At 57.9% G+C, this 25,574-nt stretch carries 25 protein-coding genes; 13 read left to right on the forward strand and 12 right to left on the reverse strand.

The features are described from left to right. Window positions 1-4 precede the first annotated feature (4 nt). Genes L7A20_RS02840 through L7A20_RS02855 form a run of 3 tightly spaced genes read left to right on the forward strand, consistent with a single transcriptional unit; the run spans window position 5 to window position 2,576 of the window. Window positions 5-499 (forward strand): acyltransferase, encoded by a 495-nt coding sequence (locus tag L7A20_RS02840; RefSeq protein ID WP_272879206.1) that lies wholly within the window; start codon window positions 5-7, stop codon window positions 497-499. Continuing rightward, complete coding sequence (locus tag L7A20_RS02850; protein WP_237222338.1) at window positions 496-1,422, forward strand: glycosyltransferase; 927 nt, start codon at window positions 496-498, stop codon at window positions 1,420-1,422. Before L7A20_RS02840 ends, L7A20_RS02850 begins: the two co-directional genes overlap by 4 nt. Before the next feature lie 14 nt (window positions 1,423-1,436). After that, complete coding sequence (locus tag L7A20_RS02855; protein ID WP_237222339.1) at window positions 1,437-2,576, forward strand: glycosyltransferase; 1,140 nt, start codon at window positions 1,437-1,439, stop codon at window positions 2,574-2,576. Here the strand turns inward: L7A20_RS02855 and L7A20_RS02860 are convergent. Genes L7A20_RS02860 through rsmA form a run of 3 tightly spaced genes read right to left on the reverse strand, consistent with a single transcriptional unit; the run spans window position 2,566 to window position 5,257 of the window. Further along, a complete protein-coding gene (locus L7A20_RS02860; protein ID WP_237222340.1) occupies window positions 2,566-3,435 on the reverse strand; it encodes a glycosyltransferase in 870 nt (289 codons plus the stop codon). The genes L7A20_RS02855 and L7A20_RS02860 overlap by 11 nt on opposite strands. After that, window positions 3,432-4,352, reverse strand: coding sequence for a 4-diphosphocytidyl-2C-methyl-D-erythritol kinase (locus L7A20_RS02865; protein ID WP_237222341.1), 921 nt, complete (start codon window positions 4,350-4,352; stop codon window positions 3,432-3,434). The genes L7A20_RS02860 and L7A20_RS02865 overlap by 4 nt, the downstream gene beginning before the upstream one ends. After that, window positions 4,349-5,257 carry a 16S rRNA (adenine(1518)-N(6)/adenine(1519)-N(6))-dimethyltransferase RsmA gene (gene rsmA / locus L7A20_RS02870; protein WP_237222342.1) on the reverse strand — a complete coding sequence of 303 codons (909 nt, stop codon included), beginning with the start codon at window positions 5,255-5,257 and terminating at the stop codon, window positions 4,349-4,351. Before rsmA ends, L7A20_RS02865 begins: the two co-directional genes overlap by 4 nt. A 105-nt stretch (window positions 5,258-5,362) precedes the next feature. Between rsmA and L7A20_RS02875 the strand changes: the two genes are divergently transcribed. Next, window positions 5,363-6,607, forward strand: a complete 1,245-nt coding sequence (locus L7A20_RS02875; protein ID WP_237222343.1) for a glycosyltransferase 87 family protein — start codon at window positions 5,363-5,365, stop codon at window positions 6,605-6,607. Here the strand turns inward: L7A20_RS02875 and L7A20_RS02880 are convergent. The 3 genes from L7A20_RS02880 to L7A20_RS02890 all read right to left on the reverse strand — a co-directional run bounded on the left by L7A20_RS02880 (window position 6,561) and on the right by L7A20_RS02890 (window position 9,555). Continuing rightward, complete coding sequence (locus tag L7A20_RS02880; protein WP_237222344.1) at window positions 6,561-7,637, reverse strand: TatD family hydrolase; 1,077 nt, start codon at window positions 7,635-7,637, stop codon at window positions 6,561-6,563. The genes L7A20_RS02875 and L7A20_RS02880 overlap by 47 nt on opposite strands. 4 nt (window positions 7,638-7,641) lie before the next feature. Further along, window positions 7,642-8,526 carry a 16S rRNA (cytidine(1402)-2'-O)-methyltransferase gene (gene rsmI / locus L7A20_RS02885; RefSeq protein WP_237222345.1) on the reverse strand — a complete coding sequence of 295 codons (885 nt, stop codon included), beginning with the start codon at window positions 8,524-8,526 and terminating at the stop codon, window positions 7,642-7,644. Between the two features lie 102 nt (window positions 8,527-8,628). Then, complete coding sequence (locus L7A20_RS02890) at window positions 8,629-9,555, reverse strand: DUF559 domain-containing protein (RefSeq protein WP_237222346.1); 927 nt, start codon at window positions 9,553-9,555, stop codon at window positions 8,629-8,631. A 320-nt stretch (window positions 9,556-9,875) separates the two neighbouring features. Between L7A20_RS02890 and L7A20_RS02895 the strand changes: the two genes are divergently transcribed. Beyond that, window positions 9,876-11,483, forward strand: coding sequence for a dolichyl-phosphate-mannose--protein mannosyltransferase (locus L7A20_RS02895; RefSeq protein ID WP_237222347.1), 1,608 nt, complete (start codon window positions 9,876-9,878; stop codon window positions 11,481-11,483). Window positions 11,484-11,487: 4 nt separating this feature from the next. Here L7A20_RS02895 and L7A20_RS02900 read toward each other — a convergent pair whose 3' ends face one another. The 4 genes from L7A20_RS02900 to L7A20_RS11975 all read right to left on the reverse strand — a co-directional run bounded on the left by L7A20_RS02900 (window position 11,488) and on the right by L7A20_RS11975 (window position 14,787). Then, window positions 11,488-12,510, reverse strand: coding sequence for a TIGR01906 family membrane protein (locus L7A20_RS02900; protein WP_237222348.1), 1,023 nt, complete (start codon window positions 12,508-12,510; stop codon window positions 11,488-11,490). 135 nt (window positions 12,511-12,645) lie between these two features. Then, window positions 12,646-13,887: a L,D-transpeptidase gene (locus L7A20_RS02905; protein ID WP_237222349.1), complete on the reverse strand. Its 1,242-nt coding sequence runs from the start codon at window positions 13,885-13,887 to the stop codon at window positions 12,646-12,648. 144 nt (window positions 13,888-14,031) lie between these two features. Continuing rightward, window positions 14,032-14,295, reverse strand: coding sequence for a DUF3499 domain-containing protein (locus L7A20_RS02910; protein WP_272879207.1), 264 nt, complete (start codon window positions 14,293-14,295; stop codon window positions 14,032-14,034). Between the two features lie 18 nt (window positions 14,296-14,313). After that, a complete protein-coding gene (locus L7A20_RS11975) occupies window positions 14,314-14,787 on the reverse strand; it encodes a WhiB family transcriptional regulator (protein WP_272878584.1) in 474 nt (157 codons plus the stop codon). Between the two features lie 213 nt (window positions 14,788-15,000). Between L7A20_RS11975 and L7A20_RS02920 the strand changes: the two genes are divergently transcribed. Continuing rightward, complete coding sequence (locus L7A20_RS02920) at window positions 15,001-15,753, forward strand: TIGR03089 family protein (RefSeq protein WP_237222350.1); 753 nt, start codon at window positions 15,001-15,003, stop codon at window positions 15,751-15,753. Here the strand turns inward: L7A20_RS02920 and L7A20_RS02925 are convergent. Further along, on the reverse strand, window positions 15,701-16,276 hold the full coding sequence (locus tag L7A20_RS02925) for a GtrA family protein (protein WP_237222351.1): 576 nt from the start codon (window positions 16,274-16,276) through the stop codon (window positions 15,701-15,703). The two genes, L7A20_RS02920 and L7A20_RS02925, sit on opposite strands and share 53 nt — an antisense overlap. 287 nt (window positions 16,277-16,563) lie before the next feature. Between L7A20_RS02925 and L7A20_RS02930 the strand changes: the two genes are divergently transcribed. From L7A20_RS02930 to L7A20_RS02945, 4 genes are all read left to right on the forward strand, one after another. Then, complete coding sequence (locus L7A20_RS02930; RefSeq protein ID WP_237222352.1) at window positions 16,564-17,745, forward strand: 5-(carboxyamino)imidazole ribonucleotide synthase; 1,182 nt, start codon at window positions 16,564-16,566, stop codon at window positions 17,743-17,745. Window positions 17,746-17,816: 71 nt separating this feature from the next. After that, window positions 17,817-18,455 carry a 5-(carboxyamino)imidazole ribonucleotide mutase gene (gene purE / locus L7A20_RS02935; protein ID WP_237222353.1) on the forward strand — a complete coding sequence of 213 codons (639 nt, stop codon included), beginning with the start codon at window positions 17,817-17,819 and terminating at the stop codon, window positions 18,453-18,455. Between the two features lie 156 nt (window positions 18,456-18,611). Next, window positions 18,612-20,177: an LCP family protein gene (locus tag L7A20_RS02940; RefSeq protein WP_237222354.1), complete on the forward strand. Its 1,566-nt coding sequence runs from the start codon at window positions 18,612-18,614 to the stop codon at window positions 20,175-20,177. Window positions 20,178-20,213: 36 nt separating this feature from the next. Beyond that, the gene (locus L7A20_RS02945; RefSeq protein WP_237222355.1) at window positions 20,214-21,233 is read left to right on the forward strand and encodes a lipid II:glycine glycyltransferase FemX; all 1,020 of its coding nucleotides are present in this window, start codon (window positions 20,214-20,216) and stop codon (window positions 21,231-21,233) included. A 145-nt stretch (window positions 21,234-21,378) separates the two neighbouring features. Here L7A20_RS02945 and glpX read toward each other — a convergent pair whose 3' ends face one another. Then, window positions 21,379-22,374 (reverse strand): class II fructose-bisphosphatase, encoded by a 996-nt coding sequence (glpX, locus tag L7A20_RS02950; protein ID WP_237222356.1) that lies wholly within the window; start codon window positions 22,372-22,374, stop codon window positions 21,379-21,381. A 188-nt stretch (window positions 22,375-22,562) separates the two neighbouring features. Here glpX and L7A20_RS02955 point away from each other — a divergent pair, with 188 nt between their 5' ends. From L7A20_RS02955 to L7A20_RS02965, 3 genes are all read left to right on the forward strand, one after another. Continuing rightward, window positions 22,563-23,258: a DUF4245 domain-containing protein gene (locus tag L7A20_RS02955; protein ID WP_237222357.1), complete on the forward strand. Its 696-nt coding sequence runs from the start codon at window positions 22,563-22,565 to the stop codon at window positions 23,256-23,258. Window positions 23,259-23,361: 103 nt separating this feature from the next. Then, a complete protein-coding gene (locus L7A20_RS02960; protein WP_237222358.1) occupies window positions 23,362-23,985 on the forward strand; it encodes a carbonic anhydrase in 624 nt (207 codons plus the stop codon). Window positions 23,986-24,093: 108 nt separating this feature from the next. Continuing rightward, window positions 24,094-25,500, forward strand: a complete 1,407-nt coding sequence (locus L7A20_RS02965; RefSeq protein ID WP_237187209.1) for a class II fumarate hydratase — start codon at window positions 24,094-24,096, stop codon at window positions 25,498-25,500. Window positions 25,501-25,574 lie beyond the last annotated feature (74 nt).

Here is a 25,574-nt window from a genome sequence, read left to right on the forward strand (position 1 = left end):
ATTCATGGGCATAAAAAAATCAATCATTCTTATTAAAGAATATATGACGTATTCAAAATTTACTGCCAATAGCCAGCGATGGGAGGTTCTCAATAGAAGAGGCTACCCAAATATTCAGCAATCCATCATAGGCCACTCGCTCAGACTAGAAGGTAAAAATATTACCATTGGCGAGGGGGTGTTTATTAATAATGACGTATATATTGAATGTCAAGCCCCAGTAATAATTGGAGACAACACAGCAATAGGCCCAGGGACAAGAATATTAACAGCCACCCATGATTCGTCTAATCCAGCTTGCAGGGCTGGAGTGGTTACCCATCATGGAGTACAGATTGGAAAAGGATGCTGGATAGGAGCAAATGTAACGATTCTCCCTGGAACCATCATCGGCGACGGGGCAGTTATCGGCGCTGGAGCAGTTGTTACCTCTAACCTTCCTCCTCACAGCCTTTCCGTTGGAATCCCCGCTAAGAAAATTAAGGATTTACCGCTTTGACTGTAGAAATACCAGAAGTTTCAGTAGTTATTCCTTGTAAGAATGGTGGGACTTTCCTCATTACTCAGCTAGAGCATCTTTCCCTGCAGACAAGGTGTCCTCAGTTTGAAGTTATCATCAGTGATAATGGGAGTACTGACGGCGCCCCACAAAAAGCTATCACATTGTTTAGTGGAAGATTAAATATATCTATTGTTGACTCATCTCTGGTTCCCGGGATCTCTTATGCTCGAAATATTGGAGCACAACACGCCAAAGGGAAATATATTTTATTTTGCGATGCAGACGATTACGTAGAGCCTAATTGGATTTACGAGATGTATACAGCCTTCATTGAAGAGAAGGCAGATGTTGTAGGTGGAAGGCTTATACACTCAAAAATTAATCCACCGCATGTTATTCAAAGTTACGGAATTACTGAGGGAGCAGAAAGCCCACAGGAAAGGTTTACTGCCTCTACAGACAATCCACCTGCATTCGGCTATAAGCCCTCAGTAGCTGGCTGCAACTTTGGATCTACACGGGAAATGTATTTTTACGCAGGAGGCATGGATTTATCTTTCATAGGTGGTTCTGAAGAGACAGATTTTACGTGGCGAGCCCTCAACAAGGGGGCAAAAATGGTATTTGCCAATAAAGCATTAGTCAACTATCGCCTCAGAACATCTTTCAAAGGAATATACAAACAACAATTTAACTATCAAAAGACAAGAATTAAGTTATGGATGAGGTATAGAAGTCTCGGGATGTCAGGGCCCAGCGTCAAATACTCAGTCGAAAGCTTTTTTAAAGCTTTACCTGGTCTTTTGAACAAGCATTCAAGACTCCACTCCGCCTACCTCATCGGAGGAAATTTGGGGGCACTCTACGGAATGATTATATACAGATTCTTCAAACATAGAATCTCCGAATTGAAAAACTGAACCAATCAAGATAAATGGAATTTGAATTGACAAAAAAAATTTTTATTGCCAGTGACACCCATGGCATCATCGGCGGGATAACACGCATTAATGAGATACTTTTCGAAAGTCTTATCCGCAATAAATATGACGTTTCTTTTATTTCCCTCCAAAAAGTTACTCCTGATAGAGATATCATTGAGTTTAATAAGCTTAAAAAATACACTTCTAAAAACGGGCTGGCAAGCCTACATCCTGGCCCTCTCAAGTCAAAGCTCATTATCAAGAAACTTTTAGTGCCAATTTGGAGAATTCATCAATTTACAGCAATAGTAAAATTTTTGGCGGCGGCGCCTTCCGGATCCGTCCTTATTTTTAGCATGACCGACATTGCCTTCACCTTCATGAACAATCTTTTGTTTAGGAAAATTATCAAACGGAAGAATATTAAAACAATATATCAATTCCATAGCAATGCAAACTCTCCTTACGTAACAGATCAGGTCATTCAGATTGGAAACCTCGTGGATGTCTTTGTCACGCTGAGCAAAGATGATTCTGCTATTTTTTCAAAACAAATTTTAGCTAAAACAGTATCAATCAGTAATCCTTCACCATCTCCAATTGAGGATAACAATTTTCTATCCAGGCCTAAACAAATTTCTGTTATCAGTAGAATATCACCAGAAAAAAATATTATCACTATTGTAGATGCATTTGATACTGCTTCTCGTCAATTCCCAGACTGGAGTTTAAATGTCTATGGATCTGGTGAGGATACAGAAAAACTAGTTCAACATCTACAAAAATTGAATAATCCTCGAATAAATTATGAGGGGGTTTTATCTACTCTTGAAGTCACAAGAGTGCTTAAAAACTCTCGTCTTCTAGCTATGGCATCCAATTTCGAAGGTATGCCGGTTGCTCTTCTTGAAGCAGCCAGCACAGGAACACCGTGTATTTCCAACTCAAGTTCTTACGCAGTCACTAATTTTATTGAGAGCACAAATGGATTTCTCACAGAATCAAATAAGGTTGAAGACTACACCAAACGGCTTCTAGATGCTCTCAATGAACTTAGCTACTCCGATGAACGTAGTTTTCAATCACTTGACTACTCCAAAAATAATTCAATCGAAGGATTTACCAGAGCTTGGATTTCAATTATTGACTAGATTTCCGAAAATCTACAGTTTTTAACAAAATACCAAGGAAATAGGAGGAATTTTTTATCGATTCTTTAATCATCTTCAGATTTCTTTGCTTTGAACAATCTAATAAAGATATCAGGAAATTCTTAAGGGTGCCTTTCCAGCTTTGTTGAATCATACCTTGTTCTTCGAAGATATGCCTTAGACTAGCAACACCGACACCATACCCAAAGTATTTTTTTACCCCTTCAAAAAAATTATCTGATTGTCTGTAAAAAATAGAAGCGTCTTTTACAAAATGAACGGGGGTCCCCTGAATGTAGCTTCTGATTGCGATTTCCTGATCTTCTGCTGTTTTTAGATCTTCACGCATACCACCGAGCGATTCCCAATGGTCTTTGCTAATAGCAAAGTTACCTCCTGACGAAGTAATGATTTTCTGATCATTGATAACAGCGTATAGTGGCTTGCTAACCTCACCTAATCCAGAAAATTTACCGTTAACGAAAGGAATCGTTGAGCCTGTAACAAATACATGTTTTAAACATGCGTTATACATCAAATTGAGCCAATTTTCGCTGACGATATCATCACTGTCGCAAAAAAGTAGAATTTCACCTACTGATTTCGCCGCTCCTACGTTGCGAGCATATGCAGGCCCGGAACCTTCATATGCCTGAATAAGCTTAATATCAAATTTTACAGTTCGACGGCATTCGATAATAATGTTTTCGAGATTGTCATTTGAGTTATTATCAACAATGATAATCTCACCCTTAAGATTATTATTCTCAATTTGTGGAGCTAAAGCATTAATCTGTTGGTTAATTACTTTTGCACTGTTATGGGCAGGAATAATTACAGAATAGTCAATTTTGTTCATAACTTTTGCTTTCTTATCTCTATAGCAGTAGGACCCGACCCCGACACGAAACTTGCAACGGTTTCAGACTGGGCTTCAGCCTGTTTCAGTGTTTCTGCGAGTTCAGGCAACAAGGCAACAGCGGGCGCAGCCAGGTCGTTGCGCAGTAGCCCAGCGATAGCCGGCAGGCGCTCCTGCAGCGGCTCGGCCGAGGTCAGCAGGTCTAGTAGCTCCTGCGGAACCTGCAGGGTGGCGTCCGGAGCAGGGTAGCGCCCCTCAGCCCGACCAGCATCCAACTCCCTGAAAACCGCAGGGGTCGACAGCCCAGCCGTTGAAGGCACAAACCCGAACTTCAGCGGCTCAACGCCCTCAGGTACCTCAATCGGCGTGAGTTTGTCCCCCACTCCGGTGCCCACAGCCAGGCCACCCAAGAGGGCAAAGGGCACGTCGGCACCCAGCGGAGCAGCCAACTCCAGCAGACGCTCAAGCCCAAGAGCCTCAGCGGCCAGGCCTGCCTGCACCAGGTAGTCGTTCATGGCCTTCATAGCGGCTGCCGCATCAGCAGACCCTCCGCCCATCCCACCGGCAACCGGAACAGCCTTATCAATGTGAAGCTGAACGGCGACGTCCTGAATATCCAAGCCCTGAGCAGCTACTACCGCGACTGCACCCCGGTAAGCCAGATTAGACTCATCGAGCGGAACGACAGCCGGGTCAAAAGCCCCGGCAGCCACCTGCTCCGCAACCGGTGAACCTTCAGCAACACTCATAGACTGGGCGATACCGGGTTCTTGAACCGAAGAAATCGTCACACGCTCTAGCACATCGGTTGCGGCATAGAGCGAGGCGACCTCGTGGTAGCCGTCCTCCCGCCGGGGCCCCACCGCAAAATACAGATTGACCTTGCCGGGGGCGGTAGCAGAAACGCTCAGAGTCATGCGGACGCGCCCTCCCCGCTCTGGTCGGCAGGGGCAGGTACCTGCCGAGCGGACTCGGCAATCTTGATGAAATCAAAAATATCGAGCTTCTCACCGCGCAGCTGCGGATCAATACCGGCAACCTCAAGAATCTCACCGGCACGGGCAGCAGAACCAGCCCAGCCAGCGAGCGCAGCCCGCAGGGTCTTACGGCGCTGGGCAAAGGCGGCATCGACAATGGCAAAGACCTCTTCACGAGGCAGGTCAGATAGCAGCTCCGGGCGGCGCTTAAAAGCCACCAGACCAGACTTAATTTTGGGGGCAGGCCAAAAAACATTGGTGCCGATCACCCCGGCCTTAGACACTTCGGCAAACCAGTTGGCCTTGACCGAGGGAACCCCGTAAATCTTTGAACCTGGCTTGGCTGAGAGGCGATCGGCGACCTCGTCCTGAACCATGACCAGGGCATGCTCAATCGAGGGGAAGGTCGCGAACATGTGCAGGAGCACCGGCACCGCCACGTTGTAGGGCAGGTTGGCGACCAGGGCGGACGGGGTGCGCGGCAGTTCAGTAACCTTCATGGCATCGGAGAGCACCACATTGATACGGTCTTCTGAGCCGGGGCGAAAGCGGGCAATCGTTGCAGGTAGCTGCTCGGCCAGGGGCGGGTCAATTTCAACAGCAACCATGTCGCGGGCAGCGTCCAGAATACCCAGGGTAAGGGATCCCAGGCCCGGGCCGACCTCAACCACCGTCTCATCGGGGCTGATATCGGCGGCGGCGATGATACGACGAATCGTGTTGGGATCAATCACGAAGTTCTGCCCCAGGGTCTTAGTGGGGCGGATGCCGAGCTGGGCTGCCAAGTCACGAATTTCTTGGGGGCCCAACAGGGCATCGGGCGCAGGAGAAAGCTGTTCAGTCACGCTCTCTAGTCTACCGGGTCTGTATATACACGTAGGTTTCCCCACCCTCAGAACACCCCCGGTAGAATTACTGCTCGTACCAAGCCACCCAACCCCGGGAACCCCATGCCTGTAGCACCTGCCGCCCACCAGCGTCCGCCCATCGCCGCCCTTACCCGAGCGCTCACCAGCACACCAGCCCTAATCACTGCCCTGGCGCTGACCCTCATCAGCGCCTACCCCTTCCTCTGGGACGAAAAAATGGTAGCTCGGGAATTCTTCGACTTACAGGTCTACTACGGCGGGGTTGCCCACTGGCTCGAAACCGGCCAGCTCTACAACTGGGCCCTGCCGCCCGAAGAAATCTACGGATTCACCTACCCACCCTTTGCTGCCCTCGTTTTCACCCCCTTTGTGCTGCTCACCAGCGCAGATACCGCAGGGCCTATATTCCTGTTGCTCAACATTGCCGCGCTGGTGGCCCTGGTCTACCTCTCCTGTCGGGGTATGGGGGTAGGCAAGCGCCACGCCCTAGCTGCCGGGCTCTGGCTCACTCCCCTACTGCTCAAGTTCTTCCCCATCAGCTTCAATATGGAACTGGGGCAAATCAACCTCTTCTTGGTACTGCTGATTCTCACCGACGTCATCTACCTCAAGAACACCCGCTGGCACGGGGTGCTGATTGCTCTCACCGCCTGCATCAAGCTCACCCCAGCCATCTTCGGATTGCTTTTCATCGCCACCCGCGATTGGAAGTCCCTGGCCCGTTTCGTGGGTACCGGCCTCGCGTCTATCCTGCTGAGCTTTGCCGTGGATTTCGAGGTAGCCCGCGAATACTTCACCGAGAAAATCTTTGAATCCTCCCGCGTGGGGTCAATTACCGGGGCGCTGAACTATAACCTGCTCGGCACCTGGGCTATGCTCTTCCCCGCCTGGCTCACCGGCGTCCTCTTTGCCGTCACCGCCCTGGGGTCGGTGGTGCTCACCTACCTGGCCGTGCGCAGGCTCGCCGGGCAGGACGTCCGTGGCGCCTACCTGGGGGCAGCCTCCTGCGTGGCGGTGTTGGGGCTGCTGCTCTCCCCCATCTCCTGGACCCACCACTGGGTCTGGTTCGTCACCTTCCTCGTCTTCGCGGCCCTCTACGGCTGGCGCACCGCGCACACCGGCTACCTCTATCTGGCCGCCACCGGTATGCTCATCTTTGCCATGCCCTTTGCGGTCTGGTTTGGCGGGCACAACTGGGGCGGCAACGAGTGGCCCGAGCACCTGGCCCTCCTGCATGCCCTGCCGGTGGCCTGGGCGGTCGCCTACCTGACTCTAGGGGCTAGAAGCCCTCAATCCCCCAGCTCCCGTAAGCTGCCAGGGAGTTAGCACGGATATCCCGGCAGAGCTCTTCCAGGTCGGCACCCAGGTGGCCGGCCATAAAGCGGACGGTGTAGTTGGTCATGTAGCTGGCATTAGGACGGCCCCGGAAGGGGTGGGGAGTCAGGAAGGGCGCGTCGGTCTCAGCCAGAATCAGCTCCCGGCGGGCTAGCTTCAGCGACTCTTGAATACCGTGCGAGTTCTTGAAGGTTACGGTGCCCGCAAAGCTCATGTACCAGCCCTGGTCGTTGCAGATCTCGGCTAGGTCGGGCTCGCCGGAGTAGCAGTGGAAGATGACGGTCTCGGGTGCGCCTTCGCTCAGCAGGATGCGTACAACGTCCTCGTGAGCGTCCCGGTCGTGGATCTGCACGGCCTTACCGTGTTTCTTGGCCATGCGGATGTGGGCGCGGAAGGATTCCTCCTGAGCCCCCTTGCCCTCTTCACCGGTACGGAAGTAATCCAGACCGGTCTCTCCCAGGGCACGGACGCGCGGGTCAGCGGCCAGGGTGTCGATAGCGGCCAGGGCTGTCTCTAGCTGGCCAGCTTCTGCCAGCTTGGGGGCCTCGTTGGGGTGCAGGGCCACGGCGGCCAGGACGCGGGGGTCAGCCTGGGCAGCTCGCACAGCATAGAGGGAACTGGGAACGTCACAGCCCACCTGCACAATCGCACCGATGCCCAGGGCTTCGCCGGTATCGAGGGCGTCGCGGGCGGTGACAGCAACCTCGCCGTCGAGCAGGTCCATGTGGGTGTGATTATCGACGATGGCATAGGGCAGGGGCGCAGGGGCGGGTGGGAAGACCAGGTTGCGGCGGCGTCCGTCCTCGCCCTTCTCTCCGCGGCGGCGGGTGCCCTCCCCGCTGGGCTCGCCCGCGGTGTTGTAGCGATCAGCCTGGTAGGCCGGGGGTACTTCGCCCTCCAGAATCGGTTCAGGAGTCTCAAAGATGGTGGCGGTCTGCTCGGCCTCACTCGGCAGGTAGGAGGCAAAGCGCTCTGCAAGCTCGCGGAGCTCGGCGTCGGTCAGAGTGTGGTCGGTACACATAGGTTTAGCTTTCTGAATCTTTGACGGCCAGGGTTGCCTGGTAGAGGTCGCGCTTCGACACCCCGTGGGCTTCGGCGACCTGGGCGCAGGCGGCTTTCAGGCGGACGCCACCGGCCACAAGCTCCAGGACGAGGTCGGTCAGGTTCTCTGCCTCTTCTGCCTCAGGTTCGGGGGCGCCCTCCACCACGATGGCGATTTCGCCCTTGATCTGTTTAGATTCGGCCCAGGTAATGAGTTCTTGCAGGCTGCCGCGGGCAACTTCTTCGTGCAGCTTGGTCAGTTCCCGGCAGACAGCGGCACGGCGCTCTGCCCCGAAGACCTCCGCGAAATCGTGCAGGGTCGCGGCCAGCCGGTGGGGGGACTCGTAGAAGACCATGGTGCGCTCTTCACTAGCGAGCGCGGCCAGGCGCCGGGTGCGGTCGGAGCCCTTGCGGGCGAGGAAGCCCTCAAAGGTGAAACGCCCCGAGGGCAGCCCGGACACGGCAATAGCGGTGACGACGGCGGAAGGGCCCGGTAGGGCGGTGACGGTCAGGCCGGCATTGGCCACGGCAGCGGCTGCGACATAGCCGGGGTCGGAGACAGCGGGCATACCGGCGTCCGACATGAGCAGCACGGTCTGCCCGGCTGCCACAGCCTCAACGATCTGCCCGGCGCGGTCAGCCTCGTTGTGGTCGTGGTTGACCAGCACCCGCCCCCGGGTGGTGACGCCCAGCCCGGCGGCTAGTTTACGCAGGGTACGGCTGTCTTCTACGGCCAGGACATCGGCGGACGCGAGCGCCTCACGCAGACGCGGGGAGGCGTCGGCTAGGTTACCGATGGGGGTGCCGCCCAGGACGAGGGCGCCGCCTTCGGCCGGCGCAGCGGGCGTGGTGTGAGGGGAGGATTCCATAGGGTTAAACCCTACTACTTTTGTTCCCCTACAAGTAGGGACCAGATTCCTCCCGACGTCCTTGTCCACCACACATACAATCGTTACTTTTCTGGTCCATTGTTACCTGAGCGCCGTGATTCTGCTGCTCCCGTTTTTCCGTTGCATGGTGGCAAGAACTTCACGAACGATCCTCTGCGGATGGTTCACAACGGTAGACCAGTCATAGCGCAGCACATCCCACCCAGCGTTTTTCAGCAGCTTCTCGCGTCGCACCTCATTGAAGAAAACCTCATCGCGGCTCTGGGAATCAAGGTATTTCACCCGCCCATCAAATTCGAGGGCAATCATTTCATCCTCGTAAGCAAAGTCGAGCCGGAAGTGTTCGTTATCAACCCAGACATCAACCTGCTGGGTTGGCAGGGGTAAGGGGCTCATGTGTAAGACCCATTTCAGTTTGCTTTCACCAGCACTCTCGCTCGAAGAACTCATGAGGCCGGCGACCGTCCGCATTTTCTGAACTCCGCGCCCCCTCTGGTGCCCCAAATATTCCGCGACTTCCTCAACGGTGCATGCTCCCTGATAAAGCGCTGACTCAACCGTAACTAGCGCTGAGGACGGATGCAGGTAGCGGCAACAGTCAGCTAAAGTCCGCAGGCGGGTAGTGAGGTGAAATAAACCGTGCGATGACATCGTATCGAGAGCTGTATACGAATAGTGCTTTGCAATACCTTGAGCACGCCCCCGTGAACTAGGGTGGCACTGTACATCTACCAGCTTCTGATCTACCACAGCAAAGCCATGCAACCAGGCAGCGGTTTGGTGGGTAAAGATGGTTTGAGGGTTCTTCTTGTAAACAGCAGAAATAAAATAGGGGTACTGCTGATAGCGGGGAAGCTGACGAAAATTTGACTGGGTTGTATAAACGCCAGGGAGGAGACGAGTCAGCTCCTGTTGTCTAACCCGGCGAGCGATAACAGTAGAGCTCATACCCAGCTGCTGCAGTTCCCTGTAGGTATAAACGGTTTGAAGGCTATCGAGAATATCCATGACAGCATTCTGTTGTGTATGAGCTAATTTTCTAGAACTGATGTTTCCTGTGGATAAAGTTTCTCCCAGTCTCAACGTATTGCGCCAAAAAAGATTTTTTATCGGTCGGGTTGTTACAGCGCATATACAGATATCCACAGGGTAGCTTCACCACCCAGCGGGTTAGACCCCGCCCCTCGTAGGGACCAGAAAAATACCGACTGTAGGTCATGGCACGAAGTATTTTGGGAGGAATCTGGTCCATACTAAATAGGACCAAAGAAATCTGGTCCCCACGCGTCCGCGCGCATGATTCTGCTGCCCCGGGTAGCATAGCTAGGGTGACATCTAACCCAACCTCTGCCGTCCTGACCCTCAAAGACGCTTTCACCGAATCAGCCCTGCGGGCTCGGCTTGCCGTAGCCTCTGTGCCCCTGCCCCGTTACGGCTGGGTAGCACCCCTGCTGGTTCTGGTGCTGGCCGGGCTTATGCGCTTTGTGAACCTGGCTAACCCGAACGCCATCGTCTTTGACGAGACCTACTATGCCAAAGACGCTTACTCTCTCTTGCATTTTGGGTATGAGCGTAACTGGTCAGATACAGCTAACGAAACCTTCGTCGCAGGTGCCCCTTCGGGCATCCTTGAGACCGCTGAATATGTGGTTCACCCGCCGGTCGGTAAGTGGATGATTGCCTTCGGTATGGCAGTTTTTGGCGATGATAACCCCTTTGGCTGGCGATTTGCCGCAGCCCTGACCGGCACCCTATCGGTGGGGCTGGTCATGCTCGCTGGCTGGATTCTCTTCCGCTCGGTTACCGTTGCTACCCTGGCTGGCCTGCTGATTTCTATCGACGGCCTGCATTTTGTGCAGTCCCGCTTTGCCCTGCTCGATATCTTCCTCATGTTCTGGTTGCTGGCTACCTTTGTGGCGCTACTGCTTGACCGTTACCAGGGTAGGCGTAGGCTCGCGGCCCGTATAGCGGCTCATGCCCGCACCCAGGGCGGCACTCCCACCGACGGTTTTATGCTCTACGGGCCCTGGCTGGGTTTCCGCTACTGGCGGTTTATCGCAGGTATCTGCGCGGGCCTAGCGGTTGGCGTCAAATGGAACGCCCTCTTCTTCATCGCTATCTTCGGCCTGATGACGGTCTTCTGGGACGCTAACGCCCGCCGTATCGCAGGTATCCGCCGCTGGTACATCTCAGGTTTCCTGCGCGACGGCGTCCTCGCCTTCTTTGCCCTCATCGGCACCGGCCTACTCACCTACCTAGCGACCTGGACCGGCTGGTTCCTCTCAGATTCTGCCTACGACCGCAACTGGGCCACGGAGCACCCCGGCGAGGGACTTCTCTGGCTGCCAGAGTCTCTGCGCTCCCTCTGGGAGTACCACCGCTCTGCCTACTCCTTCCATTCCGGGCTGGACTCCCCCCACACCTACGAGTCTCCTGCCTGGCAGTGGCTCATTTTGGGCCGCCCTACCAGCTACTACTATGAGTCCCCTGACCTGGGGGTTAACGGGTGCACGGTTGATTCCTGCTCCGAGGCGGTCCTCAATATCGGCAACCCCCTCATCTGGTGGTCCTTTATTATCGTGGCTACTCTCTCCCTGCTGCTGGTGGTACTCCGCCGCGACTGGCGTTTTGCGGCCCTTTTCGCGGTCTTCGCGGTGGGCTACTTCCCCTGGTTTGGCTACCCCGAACGCACCATGTTCTTCTTCTACGCTCTCTCCTTCGAGCCCTACCTGATTCTTATGCTGGCAGGTATTTTGGGGCTAGCGCTAGGACGCCCCGGCGACAGCGTACGCCGCCGCCGGGCAGGGCTACTGGTGGTAGGGCTCTTTGTGGTCTTCGCGCTGTTAGTCTCTATCTACTACTGGCCTATTTGGACAGCCCAGACCGTCCCCTACACCGAGTGGCGCGAGCGCATGTGGTTTGACGCCTGGATTTAGGGGCTTACTTGGTCAGGAGTTCTTTGAGCTCCTGACGCTCTGCCCGGCGCTTGAGGGCTAGCTGCTTGCGGTAGCGGGTAGGCCAGGTCATGGCGAGGACGGCTGCCGTCATCAAGAGGGTGAGGGCACCGGCGGTGGCGGCGGCATCCACCCAGAACTGGGGCGGGTAGAGACGGATGAGGGTATCGCTCATGCGGAACTGCCAGTTGCCCTGGGGGAAGAAGACCTCGTGGAAGGTGGTGAAGAAGGCTTCCCAGCCGATAGCGCCGGCAACGCCCAGGCCGATGAGCAGGACTAGGGTGAGCCAGGCACCGGTGAAGAGGGAGGAGCGCAGGACGCCCGGGGCCCGCAGGCGCAGGGTTCGAGCTGAGAGCAGAGCAAGGACCAGTATGATGAAGGCGAAGGTCATACTGATGAGCATGACTCGTTTGACGTCGGTCATGTGTTCAACTTCGCTGGCAAGGAAGGCAGTGTTGCCGCCGGTGGTGATATCGGCCAGGTAGGTGTGGGGGGCAAAGTTCAAGATATAGTCCAGCCCGTAGGAGCCCAGACGCAGTCTTTCCTGGGTATCGAAGCCGTAGCTGTCTGAGGGAAAGCCGGGGCGGTGGTATTCGAGCCAGAGGAAGGCGGGGCTGGCGACGGCACGCACGGCTAGCATGATGGTCAGCACGGGAACGGCCAGCGCGATAAGGGCCCGGCGCAGCCCCAGCAGGCGGGGCTTGTCATCTACCGCGACTTCGCGGGCTTCGGCGCGTTCTGCAGCCGGGGTGGCTTCGGGAGCGGACGCGTTACCTTCGGGAGCTGCCACCGCGGCTAGGGGCGCGGTCCAGGGGGCAGCCTCGGAGGGAGCGTCCGCCCCGGTCTGCTCTGCCGACGGGCTGGTATCACCTACCTCGTGGGCGGTAGGAGCCGGAGTCTGAATACCGCGCTCAGCCCGGCGGGCTGACAGTAGGCTATCGGCCTTAGGCGGGGTGACGGCGGGGCTGAGTTTCTTCCACTCCTGGTTCTGGTCGGGCTGCTGGGCCACGGCGGGTTTCCTCCCGGGTGTCTAGGGTGCGTCTGCCTGTGTATTCTACGCGCTAGAAACCAAAAACTCCCGCCCGGGCACCGGGGCGGTGCTAGGGGCGGGAGTTTTGCAGTCTGTGCCGGTTAGGCTCTGGTTTTACCAGTTACCCTTCCAGTTTGAGTCGTGGTAGTTGGCGAAGGGGATGTTCCAGTCGCCGTAGCCGTCATCGGGGTCAGCCTGGGGGTAGCCGGTGTTAACGGTCTCCACCACATCGCCTACGCCGAAGGTGTTGTAGAAGAACTTAGCGTCATCGGGCAGCATGCCGATGCAGCCGTGGGAGACGTTTACCCGGCCTACCGAAGACCAGGCTGAGGGCAGGGCCTGGTGCACGAATACGCCGCCGGAGGTCAGGCGGGAGGTCCAGGAGGCCCAGAAGGGTTCGTAGTAGTGGGGGTCGTTCACGTCCAGGTTAAGGGAGCCGGGGTTGAAGTAGTAGCTCTCGGCCTTTTCCATGATGACCAGCTGGCCAACAACTGAGGGCCACTCGGAGTTGCCCAGGGTGATGTAGGCTTCGCGCACCATGACATCATCAACATACATCTTGATGGTCTTGGTGTTGTTGTCTGCAAAAGCGTAGCGCTTGTTCCAGGTCTTGAAAGTGCGGGTGGTGGTGTGGTTGCCAATCATGCCGTTGCCTACATCGAGACCAAAAATATCAATGGTGACAGTTACGGTAGAGTTAGTGGCCCATTTATCTTCAGGGCGATAACGCACCATGTAATCGCTGTACCAACGGAACTTACCGGCTTGGTCGCCTCCGCCCTTCACGGTGATGCGCTTTTCTACTTCAGCCTTGTTGAGCACGGGCTCAGAGAAGTTGAACTGAATGATTTTGCCGATGCCGTAGCTGGCTCCATCTTCAAAGTTCATGAGGGCGTCTACTTCGTAGGCAGCGGAGACAGTAGAGAAGGTGCTCTCGCCGGTTCCTGCGGTACCTGCAGCGTCTTCTGCTTCCCACTCTACGGTGTAATCGCTGTGGAAGAGCATACGGTCGGTGGATGTCCAGCTCTTACCGTCTGCAGCTAGCTCACCGGCGAGTTCCTCACCCTCCGCGGTGGCGACAGTAACCTTGGTGAGTGTTGAGTCTGTGGTGGTAACGGTGACGGTCTCGATGGGGTTGATTTCTACCTCGTCGAGGGCGGGGTAAACCTCTACAGTACCGGCAAACTTTACGGTGGGAGTGGGGCTTGAGCTTGCAGTCGCAGCGGCACTTGCGCTGCTGGTACTGCTCTCGGGTGTGGAGCAGGCAGCAAGAGTCATTGTGCCCAGAGCTCCTACGGTCACGAAGGACCGGCGGGTGAAGGCGTCTCGGTTGGCTGCGTTGATGGGGTTGACCACGAACTTATCTTCCTTATGTCACGGACTGTGGGCGCGAGTGTGTTGTGTGCTCGTCAAAGTTTATCGGATTAGGGCACTTTTTGATATAGCGGGGTAGAAGAAAGCCCGTTAGCTTAGGACCAACGGGCTGTATCGGCTCAGGTCTTAGACCGAGCGTAGGGGTGGATAGGACGCCTCATCCTGCTGCTCTGCCTCGGGGTGGGCAGCGGGGGCGTCCAGACGCACAACATCCCAGCCCTGGGGGGCGGTGAGACGGTCGGCGTGGAACTCACACAGGTCATAGGCGTGGGGTTCCCGGTGCACAGACAGGGGGCCAATCACTGCGGTTGACTGCGCGTAGGCGTAGGTGAGCGTGAAAATAGCCTCACGCTGGCAGGTCTGGCGTGAGCACTGGCGGGTGATTGCCATGAATCAAGCCCTTCTTTCTTAGATAGCTTGCTTGCGGAGGCGGCGGCGTTCACGCTCTGATAAACCGCCCCAGATACCGAAGCGCTCGTCGTTTTCCATGGCGTATTCTAGGCACGCTTCGCGAACGGGGCATTCGCTGCATACTCGCTTAGCGTCGCGGGTTGATCCGCCCTTTTCAGGGAAGAAGGCCTCGGGGTCGGTCTGGGCGCAGAGGGCATCTGCCTGCCAGGAGAGTTCCCCGTCGTCACCGTCTGTGCTGTAGATGCCGGCGGCCTGCTGCCAGAGGGAGAGGGCGTCGGAGTCGGTGGAGAACATATCGGTAGCTGAGCTACTGGCGAGTGAGCTAGCCCGGCCACGGCTCTTAGGAGCAGCGGCATTGAGCAAGGCAGTTGCCTGGTCTTCTAAGTACTGGGCAGAGTGCATAGTGTGGTACTGGGCCACGTCAGGCGTGCGCCCTGCAGCGCCCTGAGGTAGGCGGCTGTGGAGGCCCATAGTCTTCCCTTTCATATCCCAAATTGAGGACAGAATAAAAAATTCCCTGCACCTAATTACACGCGTGTAATGGGCTGTTCGTCAAGCTGAGATTAAAAAAATCTTCTTCATACGAGATTCTCTCACAATAATTTGCGTTTCTCTGTGGTATATGCATTTACCTCAGCCGACCCCTTCTGGCTGCAAAGCGAGCGGTGCCCTAGAGTAGGGAGCATGACAGCTTCATTTTCCCAGGTCGGTTCTTCTTTTCCGCAGTTCATGGCTCTTTTGGCTCAGCGCCAATCCCCTGCCCTGCTCTGGTATTCGGCTCCCGGTGAGCGGATTGAGCTTTCGGGCCGGGTTTTTGACAACTGGGTTGCAAAGACCGCTAATTTTTTGGTCGATGAGTGCGAGGTTGAGCCCGGCTCCCTGCTAGCGCTCCCCCAGCGCCTGCACTGGCGGTCGCTGGTTTTGGCAGCAGCTGGCCTGCGGGTCGGGGCAACCCTGGCCTGGGGGCAGCAGGCGGGGGCGGACGTCCGCGCCGCCTTTGATACGTCAGAGTTAGAGGATGCCGAGGAAGAATACCTGTTGGCTGTCGCCGCCGAGCCGCTGGCACCCCGGTTTATGGGACAGTTGCCGTCTGAGGTACTTGATTATGCCGCTGAGGTGAGGTCCCACCCCGACGTCTATGTGGGATGGGCTGCCCCAGCAGCAGAGGGGCATGCCTGGGAGGGCACCAGCTATGGCCAGCTAATGGAGCAGCTTACCGAGCAGGCGAGAGCCCTGGGCGCTAAACACGAGCCTGAGGTAGCTGCCCTCCAGGTTCCGGGGGAGCACTTCGATGCCGCCTATCTAGAGCAGACCCTGGCGGTCATGGCTTCAGGCCGGGCAGCTCTGGTTCTCGACCCGGCAGTAGCCTGGGAGCAGGAGCGTCTTAGTCGAGTTTTGGGCGACGAACGGGCCCGGTCTCTGCCTTCTCAACGATAGGCAGGGAGCCGGTCATAATCTTGGTGGCCTCTTCGATCAGCTCGGCCCGCTTTTCTTCGGAGGTCTTATCGCCGTTATAGCTCCTGCTCTGAGAGAAGACCCAGAACTTGTACAGGAAGTAGCGCACGATAGTGCCCAAGATGGTGCCAATGATGGTACCCGAGATAAAGGACGCCCGGGGGCTGGTCAGATCCAGTACGTAGAGGCTAAAGAGCACACAGGATGCCTCGATGCCGATGCCGATGGCGTTGACGATGCCGAATTCAATGGCCTCGCGTACCTTGTTACCGGTGCGTTTTTCGCGGAAGGTCCACAGGCGGTTTGCTACCCAGGAGAAGATGGTGGCGACAATACCGGCTACGACCTTAGCCTTGGCGTGCCCGTCGGACAAGATGGAATGCATCAGCGTCCAATAAATCACCGAGTTAATGATGAAGGCCAGGCCACCGACGCTCAGGAACTGGGCTATCTCCCGGCCGTGACTGTGCCACAGGGTCTCTAGACGCTGTTTGAGTGCGCTCATAGTTTCTCTCCCTCGTCGTATGGTGCGGGGCCCCTCCCGGCGGGAACTGGTATAAGTTCGACAGGGAACGTCTTGACGCACCGACTGAACTGGGGAGCAGGTCTTATTCTGTTGACATAGTACAGGCGCAGCCCTGCTGCCAGCCCGCTTACCGGGGTAGTGTTTTGCTCACAGATAGCGGAGCATTACCTGGGAGATAGCCCGGCATGGCGGTGCCTGTTCAGCATGTAGCTGGGGCTTTTACAAGCACCGTGTGCCCAGGTAGCCTAGTGACTGTGACTTACCCTATGACTGGACCAAAAATTGGTGTTGTGGGTGGCGGCCAGCTGGCGCGCATGATGGCGCCCGCCGCTACCGAGCTTGGCTTCGACCTTCGTATTCTGGCTGAAAGCGAGGACGTCTGCGCCCGCCGGGCGGTGCCCTTGGCACCGGTGGGTGACTACCGGGACTACGATACTCTGGCAGCTTTTGCCCGTGAGGTTGATGTGCTCACCTTTGATCATGAGCATGTGCCCACCGATTTTCTGCAGCGTCTGATGGATGAGGGTGTTAACGTACAGCCCCGCCCCGCTGCCCTGGTTCACGCCCAGGACAAGATTGAGATGCGCAAGGCTGTTGACCGCCTGGGTTTGCCTAACCCCCGCTGGGCCGAGGTTCGTACCCTCGATGAGCTGCTTACTTTCGGCAAGGAGGGCGGCTGGCCGGTTGTGTTGAAGACCCCGCGGGGCGGCTATGACGGTAAGGGCGTGATGGTGCTCGATGATGAGCAGGACGCCCGCGCTAAGTCAACCCCCTGGTTTGAGCAACTGCCTGACCGCACCGATTTTTCAGCCCTGCTGGTAGAAGAAAAGGTTCCTTTTACCCGCGAGCTCTCTGCCCTGGTAGCCCGCCGAGATTCAGGTCAGGTGATGGCCTGGCCAGTCGCTGAGTCCATTCAGGTAAACTCTGTCTGTGACGAGGTCATTGCCCCTGCCCCCGGTATCTCCCCCGAGGTAGCAGAAGCCGCCCAGGCCGCCGCCCTCAAGGTTGCTACCGAACTGGGTGTTACCGGCGTCATGGCCGCTGAACTCTTTGAAGTTCCCGGCTCTGAGGCGGGCTTCCTCATTAACGAGTTCGCCATGCGCCCCCACAACTCCGGCCACTGGACCCAGGACGGCTCAGTCACCAGCCAGTTTGAGCAGCACCTGCGGGCCGTTGCTAACTACCCGCTGGGTAGCACCGACATCAAGGGCGAGGTCGCCCTGATGAAGAACTTCTTGGGCGGCACCAACGACGATATCTTCGGCGTCTACCCGCAGCTCATGGAAGACTACCCGGCAGCCAAGGTCCACTACTACGGCAAGGCAGTCAAGCCCGGCCGCAAGATTGGGCACATCAATATGACCGGCCCCGCCAACGAGCTACCCGCCCTCCGCCAGCAGGCTACCGCAGCAGCCTCCCTGCTCACCGACGGCCCCTCCACCCCCTAACCCCGCGGGACTAGCCCGGCCCTACCCAGGTGGGGCGGGCGTCCGCACCACCCCTACCTTCAAGGAGCAACATGACCTCCCCCTACGACTCCAATAACCCCATTGTCGGCATCGTGATGGGCTCAGACTCAGACTGGCCGGTCATGGAAGCAGCCGCTGAAGTACTCGAAGAATTCGGCATCCCCTACGAGGCAGACGTGGTCTCAGCCCACCGTATGCCCGAAGACATGATTGCCTACGGGCGTGAAGCAGCAGACCGCGGTATCCGCGTCATCATCGCCGGTGCCGGCGGTGCAGCCCACCTGCCCGGTATGCTGGCATCCGTTACTCCCCTGCCCGTGATCGGTGTTCCGGTCAAGCTCAAGTCCCTGGATGGCATGGACTCCTTGCTCTCGATCGTGCAGATGCCCGCCGGAGTGCCCGTAGCTACCGTCTCCATCAACGGCGCCCGTAACGCCGGCCTGCTGGCTCTGCGTATGCTCGGTTCAGGCAGCGACGGCTTTGCCCGCCAGGTACGGGCCGACCTCGTAGACTTCGCCGCCTCCCTGCGCCAGACCGCCATGGACAAAGGCGCAGCCCTGCGCGCCAAGGTCGAAGAGCACAAGGCAGAACTCGATGAGGACGCCGCACCCCGCCCCACCCAGGCGGCACCAGCCCCGGCCCACAACGACGAGCAAGACGGCCAGCAGAAGACCCCCTACGCTCCCTAACCCGATACCGGGCACTCCGGCCTGCCCCTTCGGCAAGTTCAGGAAGACTACCCCGGGAGCGCCCAGCTTCTTTCAGTAGTGTGGTTGAGTAGATTTCAAGCTACTCAACCACACTCGGTTATTTTTCAGGCCCCACCACACCAGGGAGGCAAACACATGTCCGGTGAGCGCAAGCGCCCACGCTCCGCAGCCCCTATCACGGGTATCAGGGGGCGAGGCCAGCACCTGGTAGACCCCACCTACACCGACCCGCTGCGGCACCCCGAAGCGGCATCGGCATCCGTCCGTACCCGCCGGGCCTGGCTCCTACTCCTGCTCACCCTCTTCCTCCCGGGCTCTGCCCAACTACTGACCGGGCAGAAGACTCTGGGGCGCCGGGCACTAAAGGTTACCTTCACTGTCTGGGGTCTTGTGCTAGCTCTACTACTACTCTGGACGCTCCGCCGCACCCTAGTGCTTTCCCTGGTCACCAATACCTGGGTACTGCTACTTGTGGCGGCGGCCCTTGTGGGCCTAGCTATTGGCTGGGTCTACCTCTTCCTAGCAACCCTGCGTGCCATTCGACCCGGCCTGCTCCAAGGCCGCTCTAAACCACTGGTCACTCTTGCCCTCGTCGCCTGCATCGCCCTCACCGGTGGCGGGCTAGGCTACGCCGCCTACATCACCTGGGTAGGGCGCGGTGCACTCGGCAACATCTTCGCCGGCGGCACCCCCATCAAGGAACAGGACGGCCGCTACAACATCCTGCTCATGGGCGGGGACGCCGGCGCCGACCGCGTGGGCCGCCGCCCCGACTCCATGACCGTGGTATCCATCGACGCAGCCACCGGTCAGGCCATCACCATCTCAGTACCCCGCAACCTACAAAACGCCATCTTTGAAGACGGCTCTCCCCTCTGGGAGGTTTACCCGACTGGTTTCGACTGCGGTGACGAATGCATCCTCAACGCCCTCTACCCCACCGTCACCGCCGACTACGCTGACCTCTACCCCGGAGCCGACGACCCCGGCGCCGAAGCAACCATGGACGCTGTCTCCGGCGTCCTCGGTATCACCGTTGAGAACTACATCCTCATTGATATGTCGGGCTTTGAGCAGCTCATCGACGCCCTGGGCGGCATCACCATCGACGTAGGTGGCTACGTTCCCATCGGCGGCGGCACCAACGAAATTACCGGCCTGCCCAACCCCATCGACGACTACATCGAGCCCGGCGTACAGCACCTCGACGGCTTCCACGCCCTCTGGTACGCCCGCTCCCGCGAAGGGGCCTCAGACTACGACCGTCAAGCCCGCCAGCGCTGCGTACAGGCAGCTATGCTCAAGCAGCTCGACCCCGCCAACGTACTCACCAAATTCGCAGACATCACCGCCGCAGGCGAACAGGTCATCGAAACCAACATCCCCCAAAGCGGCCTCGCAGCCCTCGGTGATGTTGCCCTCAAATCCAAAAACTACGACCTGATCCAGTTCGCAGCAGGCCCACCCTACTTCGACACCCTCTTCCCCACCTACCCCGACTTCGACCAGCTCCACACCGCAGTCCAGCAGGTCATTGCAGACTCAGCCTCAGGCATCCAGCCCACCGTCACCACCGCAGCTGCCTCAAGCACCGGCTCAGCAGCGTCCGGCCCCTCAGGCCTCGACGTGATTGAAACCGCCGCCTACCGCGCGCAGCTCACCTCAGAACTCAGCGAGAACGGTACCTGCTCGGTCCCCTAACCCCACGACCTACAGCAAAACGGTAAGCTGGTGCCCATGAGTACAATTCTGCAGTCAGATATTTGGGCCCAGCTTCAAGAAGCCAACGGCCATCAGGTCTTCCGTGGCGAAGGTAAAGGCTGGCGTTACATGGCCACTCTTGAAGGCGGCTCCACCGGCCGCTACCTCTACGCCCCCTACGGGCCCGAAGCCGACAGCGCTGCCGCCTTCGACGCAGCCATCGCAGATATGAAACGCGTAGCAACCGACAACAAATGCTGGTTCATCCGCATTGAGCCCATCAATGACGCAATCTGGGGTTCCCAGAGCGGCGAAGCCTTCCTCGCCGCCCGCGGATTCACCCTCTCACCCCGCCAGGTGCAGCCCTCACACACTCAGATTATTGATCTCACCCAATCTGAAGATCAGATTCTGAAAGACATGAAATCGACCAACCGCAACCTGCACCGCAATATCCACAAGAAGGGTGTAACCTTCGAAAAGTCCCAGAACCCCGCAGATATAAAGATTCTGCTCAAGTATCTCGACGAAACCGCCGGTCGTGCTGGCTTCAACCGTCAGCAGGACGACTACCTCACCAGAGTTGCTCAGGTGCTTATGCCCGCGGACGCCGCTACCCTGTTCATCGCTAAGGTAGATGGCCAACCTATCGGTGCCTCCCTCACCTACGATTCAGACGACACCCGCGTCTACGCCCATGCGGCAACCTCATTCGAACACCGAAAACTACAGGTGGGAAACCCGCTGCTCTCCACCATTATTCTCGATGCCAAAGAAAAGGGCCTGAGCTACATGGACCTCTTCGGAATCGCCCCCAACGACGACCCCAACCACGAGTGGGCAGGCTTCACCAAGTTCAAGAAGTCCTTCGGCGGCACCTCAGTAGCCTACCCCGGCACCTGGGACCTGCCCGTCTCAACCGCTGGTTACAAGGCCTACCAGGGCATCCGCGCAGGCCGCGAAGCCCTAGCTCAGGGCAAGAAGTTCGCCACCGGCACCCTGCTCCCCAAGGCCAAGGACGCTGTCGGGCAGGTTCGCGCGCGTATCGGTAAGTAAAAGATTGAGCAGGTGTTCCCTTCGCCGACTAACCTTCTTGGGCTCGCGCTGGGCGCTCGCCCAATTCATGCCAGCCCCAGCCAGTCGGCTTTCGGGAACACCTGCTCAATCTTCTGGTATTCGACTCTAAATCTACTCCAGGACCCTACTTGTTCATGGTTCCGGCAATCATAGCTGAGTAGCGGGAGAGCTTATGCTCGGCCTCAATCAGGCGCACGGTGCCTGACTTGGAACGCATGACCAGGGACTGGGTGGTGACGGTGTCACGGCCGTAGCGTACACCGCGCAAGAGCTTGCCGTCGGTGATGCCGGTTGCGGCGAAGAAGCAGTTATCGGTGGTGACCAGCTCATCGGTGGTAAGTACCGCATCCAGGTCGTGGCCAGCGTCCAGGGCCTTCTGGCGTTCGGCGTCATCAATAGGGGCCAGGCGCCCCTGAATAATACCGCCGGTGGCCTTGATAGCGCAGGCAGCCACAATACCCTCGGGAGTACCACCAGTTCCCATCATCAGGTCCACACCGGTGCCCTCACGGCAAGCAGCGATAGCGCCCGCAACGTCGCCGTCAAGAATCATGCGGGTACGAGCACCGGTGGCACGGATTTCTTCAACCAGCTTGGCGTGACGGGGGCGGTCCAGCACGCAAACGGTGAGCTGGCTGATGCTGGTGCCCTTGGCCTTAGCAACCAGGTGCAGGTTCTGCTTAACCGGCAGGCGCAGGTCTACCATGTCGGCGGCTTCGGGGCCGGTGACCAGCTTCTCCATGTAAAAAACAGCCGAGGGGTCAAACATGGTGCCACCTTCAGCTACCGCGATAACAGAGAGAGCGTTATCCATACCCAGGGCAGTCAGACGGGTACCGTCAATCGGGTCAACGGCCACATCGAACTTAGCACCCGACCCGTCACCCACCTGCTCACCATTGAAGAGCATGGGGGCCTCGTCCTTCTCACCCTCGCCAATCACCACGGTGCCGTTGAAGTGCACGGTCTTAAGGCGAGCGCGCATGGCATCAACAGCAGCACCGTCCGCCATGTTCTTGTCGCCTGCGCCCACCAGCGGGCCCGAGGCAATAGCGGCAGCCTCGGTTGCGCGCACCAGTTCCAGCGCCAGGTTACGATCTTCGTTGCTTACGTTTGACATGACTCACCTTCGAGTAGCTTCCAACAGTGCCAGCTGGCTCCCTGCGCAGGGCGCTCAGCCTCCACCCTCTAGACTACTCGCTTCCCCGCCGTGTTACGGGCCGGTGCGCCCCTACTTGACACAGATGATGCCGGCAATTCTCGCTCGCAAGTGGCACAGGGCGCCCCCTTTAGACCAGAATAGAAGGCGTGACTTCATCGACTAACCCCAGCAACCAGCCCCTGCCACAGGCGTCCGCCCCTGAAACCCAGGCCCCGGACACCCCAGAGCAGGTCGTCCCGCAGATTACCGAAAAACAGGCTGCCCGTATCAATGCGCCCGCCCGCAATATGGTGATTTCGATGATCGTCATGGTGCTGCTGCTACTACCGGTGATCTGGCTGATGCCCCAGCCCAACAAGAACCCCTACCGGCCCACCGTTGACCTCCCCGTGATTGCCTACGAGGCCAGCGCCCAGGCAGGCTACCCGGTTGCAGCCGCCGAGCAGGAAGGCTGGCACTACAACTACGCCCGCTGGAACACCGGCCAGGCAGACGGCATCAACTACTGGTCCACCGGCCAGGTGACCCCTACCAGTGACTTTATTGAGCTGATTCAGGCGCAGGACACCAACCCAACCTGGATTGCGCAAACAGTGGGGCAGGCGGTACCCGAGGCTACGGTGCAAGCTGGTGGCGTGGACTGGGACGTGCGCTCCCTCGTCGATGCTGACGATAAAGACAAGATCACCACTTTCTACATCGGTGAGGTGGACGGCACCACCGTCATTCTCAAGGGCGAAGCTGAGGCAGCCGAGTTCCAGGCTCTGGCTGAGGCTACTGTTGCCTACATGAAGGCTCCTACTTCCACGGCTTCTCCTACTCCCTCAAGCGGAATTCAGTAAGCCGCCCACCGGCGTCCTTACAAAAATGTAATTCACCTTACACAGGTCTTGGGGCTGGCAGGTTGCTAGGTTAGACCTAAGCCACTGCGAAAGGACGTCAGCTATGACCGCTATCGAAACCCCTGTCCAGGCATGGGAACGCCTTGTTGAAGGCAATGCTCGCTTTGTGGAGGGCAACCGCTCCCACCCCCATCAGGACGCCGCCCGTCGTGCTGAACTCGTAGCTGGCCAGCACCCCTTCGCCGCCATTTTCGGTTGTGGCGACTCCCGCCTGGCAGCAGAAATCATTTTCGACCTCGGTCTGGGCGATGCCTTTGTGGTACGTACGGCGGGGCAGGTGCTGGACGACGCCGTCCTCGGCTCCCTGGAATACGCCAGCGGTGAGCTCAAGACCCCGCTGATTATGGTGCTGGGCCACGACTCCTGTGGCGCTATTACCGCAACCCATAAGGCCCTGGTCGAGGGTGAAATGCCCGGCGGGTTTATCCGCAACCTGGTGGAGGGTATCTTGCCGTCAGTTATTTCACCGGAGTTGCCCGAAGGTGCCTCTATCAACGACATGGTCATTGAACATACCCGCCAGACAGCGGCCCGTATTGCTGAGCAGTCCGGGATTATCCGTGAAGGTATCGAGGACGGCTCCCTGGCCGTCATCGGCGTCTTCTACCACCTGGCCGACGGCAAGGCCGACCTGGTCTACTCCTCCTCACCGCTCATTACCGTCTAAAACCGCTATCTGCCCTGGTGGTACGGTCCTCGGGCAGGCAGCCTGCTGGCGCGTCATTTTTAGCACCCAATGCGACAGCCGTCACGGCGGCGTATTAGACTAGTCGGTATGGCAGAAAACACTGAATACCGCATTGAACACGACACCATGGGTGAGGTCCGCGTACCCGTAGATGCCCTCTACCGCGCCCAGACCCAGCGTGCCGTCGAAAACTTCCCCATCTCAGGCCAGACACTGGAGTCTGCCCACATTCGCGCCCTCGCCCTCATCAAGAAGGCAGCAGCGAGCGCCAATGAGGAGCTGGGTGTTCTTGATGCTACCCGCGCCGCCGCTATCCGCGATGCTGCAGATAAGGTAGCTGCTGGTGACTACGATGAGCACTTCCCCATCGACGTCTTCCAGACCGGCTCCGGCACCTCCTCCAACATGAACACCAACGAGGTGCTGGCGACCCTGGCTAACCAGGCCCTGGAGGGCCAGGACGTCGAGGTCCACCCCAACGACCATGTGAATGCCTCCCAGTCCTCTAACGACGTCTTCCCCACCTCTGTGCATGTGGCTGCCACCGAGGCCCTGCTCAAGGACCTGGTCCCGGCCCTGGAATACCTGGCCGAGTCCCTGGAGCGCAAGGCTGTGGAGTTCAAGGACGTCGTCAAGTCCGGCCGCACCCACCTGATGGACGCCACCCCCGTCACCCTGGGTCAGGAGTTCTCCGGCTACGCAGCCCAGGTGCGCTACGGTGTTGAGCGTATCCACGCTTCCCTGCCCCGCGTCGCCGAGGTCCCCCTGGGCGGCACCGCCGTGGGCACCGGCATTAACACCCCCGACGGCTTCTCCGCCCGCGTCATTGAACTGCTGGCTGAAGAAACCGGCCTGCCCCTGACCGAGGCCCGCAACCACTTTGAGGCCCAGGCCAACCGCGATGGCCTGATTGAGGCATCAGGGCAGCTGCGCAATATCGCCTACTCCTTCATGAAGATCAACAACGATATTCGCTGGATGGGATCAGGGCCCAACACCGGCCTGGGCGAGCTACATATCCCCGACCTGCAGCCCGGTTCCTCCATCATGCCCGGCAAGGTCAACCCCGTGATTTGTGAGGCAGCCATTATGGTCTGTGCCCAGGTGATCGGTAACGACACCACCATCGCCCTGTCTTCCACCAACGGTGCCTTTGAGCTAAACGTGGGTATCCCCGTCATGGCTGCCAACCTGCTCCAGTCCATCCGCCTGCTGGCCAACACCTCCCGCGTCATGGCAGACAAGATGATTGACGGCCTGGAAGCCAACGTGGAGCGGGCCCGCTTCCTGGCTGAGGCCTCCCCCTCAACCGTCACCCCCATGAACAAGCTGATCGGCTACGAGGCGGCAGCCAAGATCGCCAAGTACTCGGTGGCCAACAAGACCACCGTGCGCGAGGCCGTCATCGCCCTGGGTTATGTTGAGCGCGGTGAAGTCACCGAGGCCCAGCTAGATGAGGCCCTGGACGTCACCAAGATGCTGGGTAACTTCTAAAGCTACCAAGCAAAGGACGCTCCCAGCATCCGAGCACGCAAAGGGCGGGTTTCCCTCTACGGGAAGCCCGCCCT

The organism is Rothia nasimurium, from assembly GCF_928381415.1.
Lineage (GTDB): Bacteria > Actinomycetota > Actinomycetes > Actinomycetales > Micrococcaceae > Rothia > Rothia nasimurium_H.

Coding starts and splice junctions, on each gene's coding strand:
- L7A20_RS02875 (WP_237222343.1), top strand. CDS start 5,363: ATGCCTGTAGCACCTGCCGCCCACCAGCGTCCGCCCATCGCCGCCCTT.
- L7A20_RS02880 (WP_237222344.1), bottom strand. CDS start 7,637: ATGTGTACCGACCACACTCTGACCGACGCCGAGCTCCGCGAGCTTGCA.
- L7A20_RS02840 (WP_272879206.1), top strand. CDS start 5: ATGGGCATAAAAAAATCAATCATTCTTATTAAAGAATATATGACGTAT.
- L7A20_RS02920 (WP_237222350.1), top strand. CDS start 15,001: ATGACAGCTTCATTTTCCCAGGTCGGTTCTTCTTTTCCGCAGTTCATG.
- L7A20_RS02910 (WP_272879207.1), bottom strand. CDS start 14,295: ATGGCAATCACCCGCCAGTGCTCACGCCAGACCTGCCAGCGTGAGGCT.
- L7A20_RS11975 (WP_272878584.1), bottom strand. CDS start 14,787: ATGGGCCTCCACAGCCGCCTACCTCAGGGCGCTGCAGGGCGCACGCCT.
- L7A20_RS02890 (WP_237222346.1), bottom strand. CDS start 9,555: ATGGATATTCTCGATAGCCTTCAAACCGTTTATACCTACAGGGAACTG.
- L7A20_RS02945 (WP_237222355.1), top strand. CDS start 20,214: ATGAGTACAATTCTGCAGTCAGATATTTGGGCCCAGCTTCAAGAAGCC.
- purE (WP_237222353.1), top strand. CDS start 17,817: ATGACCTCCCCCTACGACTCCAATAACCCCATTGTCGGCATCGTGATG.
- L7A20_RS02855 (WP_237222339.1), top strand. CDS start 1,437: ATGGAATTTGAATTGACAAAAAAAATTTTTATTGCCAGTGACACCCAT.
- L7A20_RS02960 (WP_237222358.1), top strand. CDS start 23,362: ATGACCGCTATCGAAACCCCTGTCCAGGCATGGGAACGCCTTGTTGAA.
- L7A20_RS02940 (WP_237222354.1), top strand. CDS start 18,612: ATGTCCGGTGAGCGCAAGCGCCCACGCTCCGCAGCCCCTATCACGGGT.
- L7A20_RS02865 (WP_237222341.1), bottom strand. CDS start 4,352: ATGACTCTGAGCGTTTCTGCTACCGCCCCCGGCAAGGTCAATCTGTAT.
- L7A20_RS02860 (WP_237222340.1), bottom strand. CDS start 3,435: ATGAACAAAATTGACTATTCTGTAATTATTCCTGCCCATAACAGTGCA.
- rsmI (WP_237222345.1), bottom strand. CDS start 8,526: ATGGAATCCTCCCCTCACACCACGCCCGCTGCGCCGGCCGAAGGCGGC.
- L7A20_RS02925 (WP_237222351.1), bottom strand. CDS start 16,276: ATGAGCGCACTCAAACAGCGTCTAGAGACCCTGTGGCACAGTCACGGC.
- glpX (WP_237222356.1), bottom strand. CDS start 22,374: ATGTCAAACGTAAGCAACGAAGATCGTAACCTGGCGCTGGAACTGGTG.
- L7A20_RS02965 (WP_237187209.1), top strand. CDS start 24,094: ATGGCAGAAAACACTGAATACCGCATTGAACACGACACCATGGGTGAG.
- L7A20_RS02930 (WP_237222352.1), top strand. CDS start 16,564: ATGACTGGACCAAAAATTGGTGTTGTGGGTGGCGGCCAGCTGGCGCGC.